Annotated in this window: 13 protein-coding genes; 10 read left to right on the plus strand and 3 right to left on the minus strand. The window is 65.5% G+C overall.

Translation table 11 applies throughout. The features are described from left to right. Positions 1-101: 101 nt before the first annotated feature. From ACM0O9_RS07170 to fdnG, 3 genes are read right to left on the minus strand one after another with little or no spacing between them, the layout of a single operon-like run. Positions 102-749 carry a formate dehydrogenase subunit gamma gene (locus tag ACM0O9_RS07170; protein WP_005418959.1) on the minus strand — a complete coding sequence of 216 codons (648 nt, stop codon included), beginning with the start codon at positions 747-749 and terminating at the stop codon, positions 102-104. After that, entirely contained in the window at positions 746-1,663 is a 918-nt protein-coding gene (gene fdxH / locus ACM0O9_RS07175) for a formate dehydrogenase subunit beta (protein ID WP_053500839.1), read from the minus strand. The genes ACM0O9_RS07170 and fdxH overlap by 4 nt, the downstream gene beginning before the upstream one ends. Before the next feature lie 10 nt (positions 1,664-1,673). Next, the gene (gene fdnG, locus ACM0O9_RS07180) at positions 1,674-4,742 is read right to left on the minus strand and encodes a formate dehydrogenase-N subunit alpha (protein WP_139727597.1); all 3,069 of its coding nucleotides are present in this window, start codon (positions 4,740-4,742) and stop codon (positions 1,674-1,676) included. Between the two features lie 290 nt (positions 4,743-5,032). Between fdnG and gmk the strand changes: the two genes are divergently transcribed. The 10 genes from gmk to ACM0O9_RS07230 all read left to right on the plus strand — a co-directional run bounded on the left by gmk (position 5,033) and on the right by ACM0O9_RS07230 (position 15,631). Next, positions 5,033-5,698, plus strand: a complete 666-nt coding sequence (gene gmk / locus ACM0O9_RS07185) for a guanylate kinase (RefSeq protein WP_005410878.1) — start codon at positions 5,033-5,035, stop codon at positions 5,696-5,698. Between the two features lie 111 nt (positions 5,699-5,809). Then, positions 5,810-6,109, plus strand: a complete 300-nt coding sequence (rpoZ, locus tag ACM0O9_RS07190; protein ID WP_005410877.1) for a DNA-directed RNA polymerase subunit omega — start codon at positions 5,810-5,812, stop codon at positions 6,107-6,109. Positions 6,110-6,215: 106 nt separating this feature from the next. Further along, the gene (locus ACM0O9_RS07195) at positions 6,216-8,378 is read left to right on the plus strand and encodes a RelA/SpoT family protein (protein ID WP_005418955.1); all 2,163 of its coding nucleotides are present in this window, start codon (positions 6,216-6,218) and stop codon (positions 8,376-8,378) included. 180 nt (positions 8,379-8,558) lie between these two features. Further along, positions 8,559-8,945, plus strand: coding sequence for a RidA family protein (locus ACM0O9_RS07200; RefSeq protein ID WP_005418954.1), 387 nt, complete (start codon positions 8,559-8,561; stop codon positions 8,943-8,945). Between the two features lie 7 nt (positions 8,946-8,952). Beyond that, a complete protein-coding gene (gene recG / locus ACM0O9_RS07205; protein ID WP_005418953.1) occupies positions 8,953-11,064 on the plus strand; it encodes an ATP-dependent DNA helicase RecG in 2,112 nt (703 codons plus the stop codon). 331 nt (positions 11,065-11,395) lie between these two features. Next, positions 11,396-12,334: a nucleoside hydrolase gene (locus ACM0O9_RS07210; RefSeq protein ID WP_065197147.1), complete on the plus strand. Its 939-nt coding sequence runs from the start codon at positions 11,396-11,398 to the stop codon at positions 12,332-12,334. Between the two features lie 88 nt (positions 12,335-12,422). Continuing rightward, the gene (locus ACM0O9_RS07215; RefSeq protein WP_005418951.1) at positions 12,423-12,665 is read left to right on the plus strand and encodes a type B 50S ribosomal protein L31; all 243 of its coding nucleotides are present in this window, start codon (positions 12,423-12,425) and stop codon (positions 12,663-12,665) included. Positions 12,666-12,961: 296 nt separating this feature from the next. Beyond that, the gene (locus tag ACM0O9_RS07220) at positions 12,962-14,239 is read left to right on the plus strand and encodes a citrate synthase (RefSeq protein ID WP_414603957.1); all 1,278 of its coding nucleotides are present in this window, start codon (positions 12,962-12,964) and stop codon (positions 14,237-14,239) included. A 238-nt stretch (positions 14,240-14,477) separates the two neighbouring features. Beyond that, positions 14,478-14,840: a NirD/YgiW/YdeI family stress tolerance protein gene (locus tag ACM0O9_RS07225; protein ID WP_005418949.1), complete on the plus strand. Its 363-nt coding sequence runs from the start codon at positions 14,478-14,480 to the stop codon at positions 14,838-14,840. Between the two features lie 281 nt (positions 14,841-15,121). Continuing rightward, positions 15,122-15,631 (plus strand): CS1 type fimbrial major subunit, encoded by a 510-nt coding sequence (locus tag ACM0O9_RS07230; protein WP_414603956.1) that lies wholly within the window; start codon positions 15,122-15,124, stop codon positions 15,629-15,631. The last annotated feature ends 11 nt before the right edge of the window (positions 15,632-15,642 follow it).

Raw genomic sequence — 15,642 nt, forward strand, 5'->3', positions numbered from 1 at the left:
TTGCAGCGTCTCCCGCAACCGGATCCACCCCGCCATCCCACGGATAGCCGCTGTTGCTGTTGCCTTGGCTTGAAGCAGGTGCAGGGCCGCAGGCCCTGCAGCTACCCCTGTTCCCGCCGCCCGCGCAGGATGTCCCGGAACCACTGTCGGTGGTGCTTGTACGCCCACCCATAGGTCACCTTGCCCTGGGTCATCGCCCGCACCGACCCCTTGATCCAGATCGCCGCATAGATGTGCACCACGATCGCGCAGATCAGCACCCAGCCGAACAACGCATGGGCGAGCACCGAGAAGCGGATCACCCCGATCGGGAAAAAATGGCTGAAGTACTGCCGCCAGATCACGAAGCCGGTCAGCAGCAGTGCCGACAGGCAGCCGATGATGGCCCAGAACAGCAGCTTCTGGCCGGCATTGAAGCGACCGACCGGCGGCAGCTTTTCATCCTCGTTGCGCAGTACATCGCGCATGCCGCGCATCCACGCGCGGTCGTCGGCGGTCGGCAGATTGTCGCGCCACATGCGCAACGCCAGCAGCGCAAAGCCCACCACCATGGCCAGGCCGATGAACGGATGCAGGATGCGCGTCCACGGTCCGCCACCGAACAGCTGGGTCAGCGGGAACAGGGCAGGGTGGAACAACGCCAGCCCGGACAGCGCGGTCAGCACGAAGCAGATCGCCACGATCCAGTGGTTGATGCGGGTCGGCGCGCGGTAACGGATGATCTGCCGCGGGTGCGGGGCGTACTTCATGGCCGCTGCTCCTCTTCGATCTTCTTCGCCTCGTGCTCGGCTTGTTCTTCTTCCTCGTCATTGACCGTGTTGCGGCCGATGCCGATGTAGTGCAGGAAGCCAGCAAAGGCCGTGGCGGCGATCGCCAGCACGCCCAGTGGCTTGGCTACGCCCTTCCAGACTTCCACCATCGGGCTGATGCGCGGGTCCTTGGGCAGGTCGGCGTAGAGCTCGGGCTTGTCCACATGCTGCAGCACGTACATCACGTGGGTACCGCCGACGCCCTGCGGGTCGTACAGGCCGGCGTTTTCATAGCCGCGTGATTTCAGGTCTTCCACGCGTCCGGCGGCGTGCTCGGTCATCGCCTGTTTGCTGCCGAAGGTGATCGCCCCGGTCGGGCAGGTCTTCACACAGGCCGGTTCCTGGCCGACCGCCACCCGGTCCGAACACAGCGTGCACTTGTAGGCCTTGTGGTCCTTCTTGGAGATGCGCGGTACGTCGAACGGGCAGCCGGTCACGCAGTAGCCGCAGCCGATGCAGTTCTCTTCCTGGAAGTCGACGATGCCGTTGGCGTACTGGATGATCGCGCCGGGCGACGGGCAGGCCTTCAGGCAGCCCGGGTCGCTGCAGTGCATGCAGCCCTCCTTCCGGATCAGCCACTCCAGCTTGCCCTTTTCGTCCTCGTACTCGCGGAACTTCATCACCGTCCACGACTGTTCGCTCAGGTCGGGCGGGTTGTCATAGCTGCCAACGCAGCTGCCCACTTCGTCGCGCAGGTCGTTCCATTCCATGCAGGCGACCTGGCAGGCCTTGCAGCCGATGCACTTGCTCACATCGATCAGCTTGGCGACCTGGCCGGTGTGCGCGCCCCGCGCCTCCGGCGAGGGCGTGGTGGTGGCCGAGCGGCGGATGATGTCCAGCGATTGCAGTGGCATGGCGTGTCTCCTACACCTTCTCGACCTTGACCAGGATGCACTTCGACTCGGGCGTCTGCGAGTTGCCGTCACCGATGGCATTGGTCAGCGTATTGGCGATATATCCGGGCTTGGCCGCACCGAGGAAGCCCCAGTGGATCGGCACGCCCACCTGATGCACGGTCTTTCCATCGATCTGCAGGGCCTTGATCCGCTTGGTCACCATCGCAACGGCTTCGATATGGCCACGCTTGGAACTCACGCGCACGCGGCTGCCGTTGGTGATGCCCAGCTCGTCGGCCAATGCCGCACCGATCTCGACGAACTGCTCGGGCTGGATGATGGCGTTGAGCTTGCCGTGCTTGGTCCAGAAGTGGAAATGCTCGGTCAGGCGGTAGGTGGTGGCCACATGCGGGAACTCGTCCGGCGAACCGATCTGTGCACGGTCGCTGGCGAACACGCGTGCCGCGGGGTTGTTCAGCGTCAGGGCCTGGCCGGGGCTGAGCGGATTGCTGCGCAGCGGGGTATCGAACGGTTCGTAGTGCTCCGGGAACGGGCCTTCGGCCATGCCGGCCTTGGCGAAGAAGCGGGCGATGCCTTCCGGGTTCATGATGAACGGGCCCATCCCGCCGGCAGGATCTTCATCGGCCTTGAAGTCCGGCACGTCCACGTTGCCCCAGTTCTTGCCGTTCCAGGCCAGCAGCGTGCGGCGTGGATCGAACGGTTGGCCAGCCACGTCGCACGAGGCGCGGTTGTACATCACGCGGCGGTTGGCCGGCCACGCCCAGGCCCAGCCCAGCGTGTTGCCGATGCCTGTCGGGTCACTGTTGTCACGCCGCGCCATCATGTTGCCGGTCGGGCCCCAGGCGCCGATGTAGATCCAGCAGCCGGAGGACGTGCTGCCATCGTCGCGCAGCTCGCCGAACGCGGCCAGTTGCTCGCCGGCCTTGCGCACCAGCTTGGTCGGGTCCTTCGGATCGAACACGTCGGCCAGCGCCTTGCCGTTGTATTCCATCGCCAGTTCTTCCGGCGTCGGCAGCTCCGGGTTGGAATACTTCCAGGCCAGGTCGCGTACCGGCTCCCACCACGCACCGCCATCCTTCTCGTACATCGCTTTGATGCGATGGAACAGCTCGGACATGATCTCGATGTCGCTGCGCGCTTCGCCCGGCGGGTTGGCCCCCTTCCAGTGCCACTGCAGCCAGCGCGAGGAATTCACCACCGCGCCGTTCTCCTCGGCGAAGGAAGTGGTGGGCAGGCGGAACACTTCGGTCTGGATCGTGCTCGGGTCGACGTCGTTCAGTGCGCCGTGGTTCTGCCAGAAGGCGATGGTCTCGGTTTCCAGCGGATCCATGCTGACCATGAACTTCAGCTTGGAGAACGCACTGATCAGCTTGCCCTTGTTCGGCGCCGAGGCCAGAGGATTGAAGCCCTGGCAGATGTAGCCGTGGATCTTGCCCTCGTTCATCAGCTCGTACGCCTGCAGCATGTCGTACGGCTTGTCGAGCTTGGGCAGGTAATCGAAGCACCAGTTGTTGTCGGCGGTGGCGGCATCGCCCCACCACGATTTCATCAGGCTGACGTGGAACTTCGGGTAGTTCTGCCAGAACGACATCTGGTTGGCGCGCAGGGGCTTCTGCGTGCGCTTGGCGATGTAGGCGTTGTAGTCCTGCTCATCCTGTTTCGGCAGCGTCAGGTAGCCGGGCAGCAGGTCGGACATCAGGCCGATGTCGGTCAGGCCCTGGATGTTGGAGTGCCCGCGCAGCGCGTTCATGCCGCCACCGGCCACGCCGATGTTGCCCAGCAGCAGCTGCACCATGGTGCCGGCACGCACGTTCTGTGCGCCGATCGAGTGCTGCGTCCAGCCCAGCGCGTACAGGATGGTCATCGCCTTGTCCTTGCCGGCGGTGGACGCGATCATGTCCCACACCTGGCGGATGCTGTCGGCCGGCGTGCCGCAGATGCGCTCGACCATCTCCACGGTGTAACGCGCGTAGTGTTGTTTCAGCAGGTTGTAGACGCAGCGCGGATCCTTCAGCGTCGGGTCGCTGCGCACGAATCCATCGTCACCGTAGGCATAGTCCCAGCTGGAACGGTCGTAGCTGCGCTTTTCTTCGTTGTAGCCCGAATACAGGCCGTCCTTGAAGGCGAACTCGTCCTTCACCAGGAACGACATGTCGGTGTAGTTCAGCACGTACTCGTGCTGGATGCGGTCCTCGGTCAGCAGGTAGTTGATCAGGCCGCCCAGGAACACGATGTCGGTACCGGTGCGGATCGGCGCGTACACATCGGCAACCGCGGCCGAGCGGTTGAAGCGCGGATCGACCACGATCAGCCGGGCCTTGTTGTGGGCCTTGGCCTCGGTCACCCATTTGAACCCGCACGGATGCGCCTCGGCGGCGTTGCCACCCATGATCAGGATCAGGTCGGCATTCTTGATGTCGACCCAGTGATTCGTCATCGCACCACGGCCTAGCGTCGGGGCAAGACCTGCCACCGTCGGGCCGTGTCAGACACGTGCCTGGTTGTCGAATGCCAGCATGCCGAGGGAGCGGACGACCTTGTGGGTCAGCACCGCGGTTTCATTGCTGGTGGCCGAGGCCGCCAGCATGCCAGTGGTCAGCCAGCGGTTGACCGTCTGCCCGGCTTCGTTCTTCTGCACGAAGTTGGCATCGCGGTCTTCCTTCATCAGCCGCGCGATGCGGTCCAGCGCATCGTCCCAGCTCAGCCGCTTCCACTCGTTCGAGCCCGGCGCGCGGTACTCGGGGTAGAGCAGGCGCGACTTGCTGTGGATGATGTCGGCCAGGCCGGCACCCTTCGGGCACAGCGTGCCGCGGTTGACCGGATGGTCCGGGTCGCCCTCGATGTGGAAGATGCTCGGCTCGGCGTTCTTGGCGCCATCGCCGAGGCTGTACATCAGGATGCCGCAGGCCACCGAACAGTAGGTACAGGTGTTGCGGGTCTCGGTCGCGCGGGTCAGCTTGTATTGCCTGACCTCCGCGAGCGCGATGCCGGGCGCGAAGCCCATCAGTGCCAGGCTGGAGCCGACCAGGGTTGTCCCGGTCACTTTCAGGAACTGGCGGCGGCTCATCGATGGCATGCCGTTCTCCTGGGATGGCGGGGAGGCGCAGGCCTCCGGGCTGTCGTTGGGTACGGGCCGGTTATAGCACAGGCCCCCGGATGCCCATGTGGCACAAGGCGCGGCGCCTGCCGGACGGGCCCGGAAAGGGCCTGCTCTGGTAAAGTTGCGTGCCCGCCCCCTGGGGAAGCGTCTGCCGGGCCTGGTTCCAGGATGTTCCGCGCAGCCCCCGCCGTCCTGGCGCGATCCTCCGCGCCGGATCTGGAACACCGAGGAAAAATTTTGCGAAATCAACCAATTGGGTTCCGCGCATGAGCGCCCCGTCGAAGCCGTCGGACGCCGTTGCGCGCGGCACGCTGTACATCGTGGCCGCCCCGTCCGGCGCCGGCAAGAGCAGCATCGTCAATGCCACCCTGGCCCGTGACCCGCAGATCGCCCTGTCGATCTCCTTCACCTCGCGCGCGATGCGCCCCGGTGAGGTGAACGGCCAGCATTACCACTTCGTCAGTGCCGAGAAGTTCGAGCAGATGATCGCCGCCGGCGACTTCTTCGAGCACGCCTGGGTGCACGGCGACTGGAAGGGCACGGCCCGGCAGTCGGTGGAGCCGCAGCTGGCCGCCGGCCAGGATGTGCTGCTGGAGATCGACTGGCAGGGCGCGCAGCAGGTGCGCCAGCTGGTGCCGGGCACGGTCACCGTGTTCATCCTGCCGCCGTCCAAGCAGGCCTTGCAGGACCGCATGCGCAAGCGCGGCCAGGACAGCGAGGCGGTCATCGCCCAGCGCCTGGGCGCGGCCCGCGATGAAATGCTGCACTTCAACGAGTTCGACTACGTCATCGTCAACGAGGTGTTCGACACTGCCGTGGACGAGCTGTGCGCCATCTTCACTGCCAGCCGCCTGCGCCGGGAGGCCCAGAAGGTCCGCCACGCCGGCCTGATCCAGGCGCTGCTGACCCCCGATCCGGGTGCAACTGACTGATTCCAAAAGAATCGGGTAGGGGTTGGCTTGATTTTGTCCAGCCCCTGCCAGTACACTCCGTCCCCCTTTCCCTCATTCGACTGAGCGGCCGACCGGTCGCCGGGAGCCCGCATGGCCCGCATCACCGTAGAAGATTGCCTGGAAGTCGTTAACAACCGTTTCGAACTGGTCATGATGGCTTCCAAGCGTGCCCGTCAGCTCGCCAACGGCGTGCAGGCCACGCTGGACAACAGCGAGACCGAGGACAAGCCGACCGTGCTGGCGCTGCGCGAAATCGCCGCCCGCAAGATCGACAACGCCCTGATCGACGAAGTCGAGAAGGCCGAGCGTGAGCGCGCCGAGCGCGAAGCGCTGGAGTGGGCTGCCGCCGAAGTGGTGGCCGACGAAGACATGTCCAAGAACGACGATTGATCGCATCGATCAACGTAATCGTTGGATACACCGAACAGCCCGCCCCGTGCGGGCTGTTTCGCATTCAGGATTTGCCGTAAACGTCGCGCTGGAATAGGCTTCGGGCATGAACCCAGGCCCCACTGCCAAGGTCGCCGCAGCCCCCACTGCCGCCGTACCCGACTACGTCCTCCAGCTCGAACGCGCCGCCCATTACCTGCCGCCGGAACAGCTGCCGCTGTTGCGCCGTGCCTGGGAAGTCGGGGCCTCCGCGCACGCTGGGCAGACGCGCAAGTCGGGCGAGCCCTATATCACCCATCCGGTGGCCGTGGCCCAGGTGCTGGCCGAACTCGGCCTGGACGTGGAAGCGCTGATCGCCGCGATCCTGCACGACACCATCGAAGACACCCCGCTGACCCGCGAGGCGCTGGCCGCCGAGTTCGGCGAAGCCGTGGCCGAACTGGTCGACGGTGTCACCAAGCTGGACAAGCTGAAGTTCCGTGACCGCCAGGAGGCGGCCGCCGAGAGCTTCCGCAAGATGCTGCTGGCGATGTCGCGCGACCTGCGCGTGATCATGATCAAGCTGGCCGACCGCCTGCACAACATGCGCACGCTGGGCGCGCAGAGCCGCGAAGCGCGTGGCCGCATCGCCCGCGAGACGCTGGAGATCTACGCGCCCATCGCCCAGCGCCTGGGCATGAGCCTGGTCAAGAGCGAGCTGCAGAACCTCGGGTTCAAGGCGCTCTACCCATGGCGCCACGCCATCATCGAAAAACACATCCGCAGCCAGCCGGTGGTGCGCCGCGAAGCGATGGCGCAGGTGGAAGTGCAGCTGTCGCAGCGCCTGGCCAAGGAGGGGATCGAGCATCGGCTGATCAGCCGCATCAAGACCCCGTGGAGCATCTACAACAAGATGCGCGACGAGAACAAATCCTTCGACCAGGTGATGGATGTGTTCGGCTTCCGCCTGGTCGTGCGCAGCGTGCCCAGCTGCTATCACGCGCTGGGCTCGGTGCACGCCACCTTCAAGCCGCTGGATGGGCGCTTCCGCGATTTCATCGCCATTCCCAAGGCCAACGGTTACCAGTCGCTGCACACCGTGCTGTTCGGGCCGTATGGCTCGCCGATCGAAGTGCAGATCCGTACCGAGGAAATGGACCTGATCGCCGAACGCGGCGTGGCCGCGCACTGGACCTACAAGTTCGGCGGCGATTCGCCCAACAGCGCACAGAGCCGTGCCCACGCGTGGATCGTCGAGCTGATCGACTCGCAGCGCGCCGCCGGTTCCTCGCTGGAATTCCTCGACAACGTCAAGGTCGACCTGTTCCCGGACGAGGTCTACCTGTTCACCCCGAAGGGCAAGATCCTGGCCCTGCCGCGCAACTCCACCGCGCTCGATTTCGCCTACGCCGTGCATACCGACGTGGGCAACATGGCGGTGGCTTCGCGCGTGGACAAGAAACTGGTGCCGCTGCGCACCAAGCTGGTGTCGGGCCAGTCGGTGGAGATCATCACCGCGCGCTCGGCCACGCCGAAACCGCAGTGGCTGGAATTCGTGGTGACCAGCAAGGCACGCACCGCCATCCGCCACCAGCTCAAGCAGCTGGAGCACGAAGATGCCGTGCAGCTGGGCCACCGCATGCTCGACCGCGCGCTGGAAGCGATGGATTCGTCGCTGGAGCGCCTGCCGAAAGGCCGCTTGGATGCGTTCCTGGCCGAACACCGCTTCCCGCGCCTGGAAGCGCTGCTGGCCGAGGTCGCACTGGGCAACTGGATGCCGACCCAGGCCGCGCAGGCGCTGATGGCCTACGCCGAACTGCGTGGCGGCCCGCATTCGCGCCACCACTCGCAGGAGAAGATCCTGATCAACGGCAGCGAGCGCGGCGTGGTCACCTTCGCCGGCTGCTGCCAGCCGATTCCCGGCGACGAGATCATGGGCTACCACACCGCCGGCAAGGGCATCGTGGTGCACCGCATGGACTGCCCGAACCTGGCCGAGCTGCGCAAGTCGCCCGAGCGCTGGGTGCCGATTGGCTGGGACACCACCGTCTCCGGCGACTACGACACCTCGCTGGTGGTGGAAGTGGAGAACGGCACCGGCGTGCTGGCGCAGCTGGCCGCCGCCATCGCACAGAGCCATTCCAACATCGAACGCGTGGACTACCTGGACCGCGACTTCAACGCCGCCGTGCTGGCGTTCAACATCCAGGTGCGCGACCGCAACCACCTGGCCGAAGTGATGCGCCGCCTGCGCCGCCTGTCGGTCGTGCAATCGGTACGCCGCCAGTAGGTCCTGCGCGTACCGGTAGTGCCGGCCGCTGGCCGGCAACCCATGGATCCGCGACGGCATCGCGATTGCCGGCCAACGGCCGGCACTACCGAGGCGGCGCGGTAGATCCACGCCATGCGTGGATGCACCCCCAGCCGGTACAATCACCGCTCTGTTTTCCCCCAAGCACCGGAGCGACCCATGTCCCGCCAGATCATCAACACCGAAAAGGCCCCCGCCGCCATCGGCCCGTACTCGCAGGCCGTGCGCGCCGGCAACACCGTGTACTTCTCCGGCCAGATCCCGCTTGACCCGGCCACCGGCGACATCGTCGGCGCCGGTGACGTCGAAGCACAGGCCCGCCGCGCCTTCGACAACCTCAAGGCCGTGGCCGAAGCGGCGGGTGGCTCGCTGGACAAGGTCGTGCGCCTGGGCCTGTACCTGACCGACCTGGGCGAGTTCGCCAAGGTCAACGCGGTCATGCAGGACTACTTCCAGGCCCCGTACCCGGCCCGTTCCACCATCGAAGTCTCCGGCCTGCCGAAGGGCGCCAGCTTCGAGGTCGACGCGGTGATGGTCATCGACTGACCGCCACGTGGCACGCAAGGCGGCGGTCACCCCGGTCCTGTCACCGTCCGGCGAAGCATCCCTGGCGATGCTTGCCGGCGTCGGTCCGGCCGTGGCCGCCAAACTGCAGGCACGTGGCCTGGCCACCCTGCAGGATCTCTGGCTTCACCTGCCGCTGCGCTATGAAGACCGGACCCGGCTGACCCGCATCGAAGACCTGCGCAACGGCGTGCCGGCGCAGGTGGAAGGGCGGGTGGTCGCGGTCGAGCGTGGCATGCGCTACCGGCCGATGCTGAAAGTGGCGGTGGAAGACGAAGGGCAGGGCACCCTGGTGCTGCGCTTTTTCCACTTTCGCCAGCAGCAGGTCGGGCAGTTCGCGGTCGGCACCCGGCTGCGCTGCTTCGGCACGCCCAAGCCCGGCCACCTCGGCCTGGAAATCGTCCATCCCAGCTACCAGGTGCTGGGCCGCAACGACGATCCCGAACTCGGCGACCGCCTCGATCCGGTGTATCCCACCGTCGAAGGGGTCGGCCCGATGACCATGCGCAAATTGATCGGCCAGGCGCTGGACCGCCTGCCCGAGGAAAGCACGCTGGAACTGCTGCCCAACGGTTGGCTCGATGGCCTGGGCCTGCCGCCGCTGCGCAGCGCGCTGCTGACCGTGCACCGGCCACCGCCGGATGCCGATCTGGCCGCGTTGGCGGCTGGTACCCACCCGGCGCAGCGTCGCCTGGCGATGGAAGAACTGCTGGCCCATCACCTCAGCCTGCGTCGCCAGCGTATTGCATTGCAGGCGCACCATGCGCCGCCGCTGGCCGGCCCCGGAAAACTGGCCAAGGCGCTGCTGAAGCAGTTGCCGTTCGCGCTGACCGGCGCGCAGGCACGCGTGTTCAAGCAGATCCGTGAGGACCTTGCGCGGCCCAGCCCGATGCTGCGGCTGGTGCAGGGCGACGTCGGCTCCGGCAAGACGGTGGTGGCCGCGCTGGCCGCCATGCTGGCGGTGGAGCAGGGCAAGCAGGTCGCATTGGCCGCCCCCACCGAGTTGCTGGCCGAGCAGCACCTCAACAATCTGCGTGGCTGGCTGGAACCGCTCGGCGTGCGCATCGCCTGGCTGGCCGGCAAGGTCACCGGCAAGGCGCGCGCCAAAGTGATGGAGCAGGTCGCCAACGGCGAAGCGCAGGTGGTGGTCGGAACCCACGCGCTGATGCAGGAGGCGGTGGTGTTCCAGGACCTGGCGCTGGCCATCGTCGACGAGCAGCACCGCTTCGGCGTGCACCAGCGCTTGGCGCTGCGCGACAAGGGCGCGGGCGGCAACAGCGTGCCGCACCAGCTGGTGATGACCGCCACGCCGATTCCGCGCACGCTGGCGATGTCCGAATACGCAGACCTGGATGTATCGGCCATCGACGAACTGCCACCGGGCCGCACCCCTGTGCAGACCGTGGCCTTGAACAATGACCGTCGCCCGGAACTGATCGAGCGCATTGCGCTGGCCTGCCAGGAAGGGCGGCAGGTGTACTGGGTGTGCACGCTCATCGAGGAAAGCGAAGAACTGGATGCCACCCCGGCGCAGGCCACCTATGAATCACTGCAAGCGCTGCTGCCGGGCGTTCGCGTGGGGCTGGTGCATGGCCGCCTGAAGGCTGCTGAAAAGCTGGCGACGATGGTGGCGTTCAAGGCCGGCGAGATCGACCTGCTGGTGGCGACCACGGTCATCGAAGTCGGTGTGGACGTGCCGAATGCTTCGTTGATGGTGATCGAGAACGCCGAGCGCCTCGGCCTGGCCCAGCTGCACCAGCTGCGTGGCCGCGTGGGCCGCGGTTCGGCGGTGTCGCGCTGCGTGCTGCTGTACCAGGCACCACTCTCGCAGATGGCGCGTGAGCGCCTGCAGACCATGCGCGAAACCAACGATGGTTTCGTCATCGCCGAGAAGGACCTGGAACTGCGCGGCCCCGGCGAACTGCTCGGGACGCGCCAGACTGGCCTGGCCGGTTTCCGCATTGCCGACCTGGCCCGCGACGCTGGCCTGCTGCCCGGCGTGCATGAATTGGCCGAGCGCCTGCTGGCCCAGCAGCCCGCGTTGGCCGATCGCGTGGTGCAGCGCTGGATCGGCACCGCTGTGCGCTACGCCTCGGCGTAGGCACCCCGGGGTCGGAGCCCTTTGCGCAGCAATGGCCTCTGACCCCATTTCCGGGACGCTCATCCACGCACGGCGTGGATCCACTGTAGAGCCGAGCCCACGCTCGGCTGCTGTGCGCGCTGCGCGCGGGAGTCGAGCATGGCTCGACTCTACAGAGAGCTCTTCCCCGCCAGCCGCGGGAAACCCGTTTTTGACGTTGCTGTCGAAGTTGCCGGCCAGCGGCCGGCACTACCGCGGGTGCAGGGCGCAGCCCTGCCAGAACCCCAACCCCCGTACTTGCAACGGTCATCATCCCGGTCCACACTTCGTTGCCGATCTGAAGACGGCAACGATGACCCACAAGATCCCCCTGTTGATCGACACCGATCCCGGTGTGGACGACGCCCTGGCCCTGCTGATGGCCTTTGCCGATGAACGGCACGACGTGGTCGCCCTGACCATCGCCGCCGGCAATGTCGGCCTCGAATACACCGTCCGCAACGCCCTCAAGCTCTGTGACATCGTCGGCCGCCCCGACGTACCGGTGTTTGCCGGCAGCCCGGATCCGCTGCTGCATCCCTCCGTTGACGCTGCCCACGTGCATGGCCGTGATGGCTACGGCGACGTGGACCTGCCGCCGCCGAGCCGCCAGGCCGAGGCCGAGCACGCTGCCCTGGCCATCCTGCGCCTGTCGCACGAACACGCCGGCGAACTGATGCTGGTGATGTTGGGCCCGCTGACCAATCTGGCGCTGGCACTGAAGCTGGACCCGACCCTGCCCCAGCGCATCAAGCGCATCGTGGTGATGGGTGGCGCGGTTACCTGCCACGGCAACATCACCCCGGCAGCCGAATTCAACATCGCCTTCGATCCTGAAGCCGCGCACGTGGTGTTCACCTCGTTCAAGCACCTGCTGGTGTCGGACTGGGAGGCGACCGTTGCCCACGGCCTGCCGCTGGAGGACGCCGAGAAATGGCTGCAGGCCGATTCCGACCGCGCCCGCTTCTACGAACTGATCTCGCGCAAGACCCGCGCGCTGTCGGAAGATGCCAAGGGCGGCCGCTGGTATACGGCCGATGCGGTGGCCATGGCGTGGGCGCTGAATCCAGAAGGGCAGCTGCAGGTCGAGTCGCGGCCGCTGAACGTGGAGCTGAATGGCACGTTCAGCCGCGGCGCCACCATCGTCGACTGGAACCGCCAGACCGGCCAGCCGGACAACTGCGATCTGCTGATGGCCTACGACCAGCCGCGTTTCGAGGCCCTGGTGCGCCAGGCCCTGGGCGCGGACTGACCTCGATTGACCGCCACCGGTTGCCCCGAGCGGCAACCGGTGCTTATAATGCCGCTCTTGACCACCAGCCCATTTACGGTGTGAGCCCATGAAGGCCGATATCCATCCGAACTACCGCGACGTCGTCTTCCATGACGTCACCTCCGATTTCAAGTTCCTGACCCGCTCGACCATGGGCACGAAGGAAACCATCCAGTGGGAAGACGGCAACGAATACCCGCTGGTCAAGGTTGAAATTTCCTCTGCTTCGCACCCGTTCTACACGGGCAAGCACAAGGTCATCGACACCTCGGGCCGTATCGACAAGTTCCAGAAGCGCTACGCGCGCTGATCTGTCGATCCAGCTTCGAACCGACGGCCGCGCTCTGCGCGGCCGTTTGTTTTTCCCCAACGCCAACCCAACGGGCGTTTGGATGGACGGAACACTGCGTTCGTGTGACAACGCTTTTGCCGATCCGGGCCGCTCAACGGCCGGTGTCCGGCCGCCTGTCGTATACGACTTCCGTCTAGCACCCGACAAATGCTGCTGTGCGATAATGATGTGATCCCCGGCACAGGCCGAGGACGTCATTCACGTGCCTGACCAATGCGCTTGGGCAGGCGCCTTCCCATGAAGGAGCGCACACAGTGTCCGATCTTGATCAGGTCACGCTCAACGCCGGCGATAAGTCCGTCGTTCTGCCCGTCATCAAACCCACCCTTGGCAACAACTGCGTCGACATCGCGAAGCTGACCAAGGAAACGGGGTTCTTCACCTACGATTCCGGCTTCACCGCGACGGCCAGCTGCAAGTCCGCCATCACCTACATCGACGGCGACAAGGGTGTGCTGCTGTACCGCGGCTACCCGATCGAACAGCTGTCGGAAAAGTCGAGCTACGTCGAAGTGGCCTACCTGCTGATCAACGGCGAGCGCCCGAGCGCCGAGCAGCTGAAGGCCTTCACCGATGAGCTGACCGCCGAAGCCAACGTCGACGATTCGATCAACACCCTGATCGGCAGCTTCGCCAAGGATGCCCACCCGATGGCGATCCTGGCGGCCGCGATCGCGCAGCTGTCGGCCATCTACCACGACTCGCTGGACCTGTCCGACGCCGAGCAGCGCCGCAAGGCCGCCGTGCGCCTGATCGCCAAGGTGCCGACCCTGTCGGCGCTGATCTACCGCCACGGCAAGGGCCTGCCGGCCAACAAGCCGGACACCTCGCTGGACTACGTCAGCCGCTTCCTGAAGCAGACCTTCGAGTCCGCTGACGGCCAGTACGACCTGAACCCGGACGTGGTGAAGGCACTGGACCTGCTGTTCATCCTGCATGCCGACCACGAGCAGAACGCCTCGACCTCGACCGTGCGCCTGGTCGGCTCGACCGGTGCCAACCCGTACGCGTCGGTCGCTGCGGGCGTCACCGCGCTGTGGGGTCCAGCCCACGGCGGTGCCAACGAAGCCGTGCTGAAGATGCTCGAAGAGATCGGCAGCGCCGACAACGTCGAGTCCGCCGTGGTCAAGGCCAAGGACAAGACCTCCGGCTTCCGCCTGATGGGCTTCGGCCACCGCGTCTACAAGAACTTCGACCCGCGCGCCAAGGTCATCGGCGAGATGACCAGCAAGGTGCTCAAGCAGCTGGGCGTGCAGGATCCGCTGCTGGACGTGGCCGTGAAGCTGGAACAGGCTGCGCTGCAGGACGAGTACTTCGTCGCCCGCAAGCTGTACCCGAACGTCGATTTCTACAGCGGCATCATCTACAAGGCACTGCAGATCCCGACCGAAATGTTCACCGTCATGTTCGCCCTGGGCCGTACTTCCGGCTGGGTGTCGCATTGGCTGGAACAGCAGGTCGATCCGGAAATGAAGATCGGCCGTCCGCGCCAGGTCTACACCGGCAGCGACGTGCGCGACTACCAGGGCTGATCGCCCGCAGCAGATTCTGCTGAGAACGCCCCGCATCTGCGGGGCGTTTTTTTTGTGCCCTGATCGGCTTCGGCGGATGGCGACCGCGGAACGTTGGTCCGCACGATAAGAGCCCGCTTCCGGATCTGAACGCGTTCTGACAATGAATGTCGCATTCACATCTTTTCGGATCTATTGCATGGGTATCACGTCGAAGGCGATAGAACCTGTGCGTACTGATCCCTGTATGGAGAACGCCATGAACCGACTGATCGCCATCGCTTTCATCGCCACGCCGCTGGCCCTGCTGAGCCCGCAGGCCTTCGCGCAGTACACCGGGCCGGGGGCAGGGGCCGCTGCCAGCACCGTCGCTGACGCACGTGCGCAGCGCGATGATCATCCGGTGGTGCTGCGTGGCACCCTCACCGCCAAGATCGGTGACGAGCGCTACCAGTTCCGTGATGCCAGCGGCCAGATCGAGGTCGAGATCGATGACGAAGACCTGCCGCCGCAGGCCATCGGTGCCGATACCGTGGTCGAGCTGCGTGGCAAGGTCGACACGCATCGCTTCAAGCCCACCGACATCGATGTCGATCACGTCACCGTCGTGCCTGCAGGTTGAAGCCAACGGTAGCCGAGCGTGGGCTCGGCTCTACAAATTCAATGCAATGAGGTTTGTTGCATTGAACCGATGAGGGAAATTGCATAACCCTCGAACATTGAGCGAATTCAAGAATTCTCCTTAACACTCAGTGTTTTAGGAATGCTTGAATGGCCTGCATGGCAATGGATTTCTAACATTCTCTCCGTCGCCCGCACCCATCCCCGCGGGCGATGCTCCCCTCCCTTTTCTCCTTGGGGAGGGGAGCTTTCATATTCCCCCTTTGTCCGAGAGAGACAACCATGCACGCCATCATCAAGAAGACCGCGCTCGCGGCAGCGCTGGCCACCGCTTCGCTGTCCGCGCACGCGCTGGAAACCAAGATCTCCGTCTATGCCGACGTCGACCCGACCCTGGCACTGCTGCGTGATGACGGCACCCCGTTGCCGGACCTGGTCACGCTGACCCACGATCCGCTGCGCGGCCTGATTCCGGACACGCAGCGCGTGCGCATTCACTCCAACGACGAAACCGCCGATATCGAGGCCCGTATCGACGGTGCATTCGTACTGGCCAACGAGACCGGCGCCGTCACCGTGCCGATGACCATCAGCCTCAACAACCGCGCACTGAGCGCCACTGCCATCGAGTACAAGGCGGCCGATCTGTTCAACGGTGCCGGTTCGACTCCGGGCGCCTCGATCTCGATGCCGTTGACCATTGCCCAGGCCGCCCCGGCCCCGATCACCACCAAGGGTCGCTACAGCGGCATCGTCAACGTCGTGCTGAACCAGAAGGCCACCACGCCGTAATCCCCGCGCCG

The organism is Stenotrophomonas sp. FR012 (assembly GCF_047520565.2).
Taxonomy (GTDB): domain Bacteria; phylum Pseudomonadota; class Gammaproteobacteria; order Xanthomonadales; family Xanthomonadaceae; genus Stenotrophomonas; species Stenotrophomonas sepilia.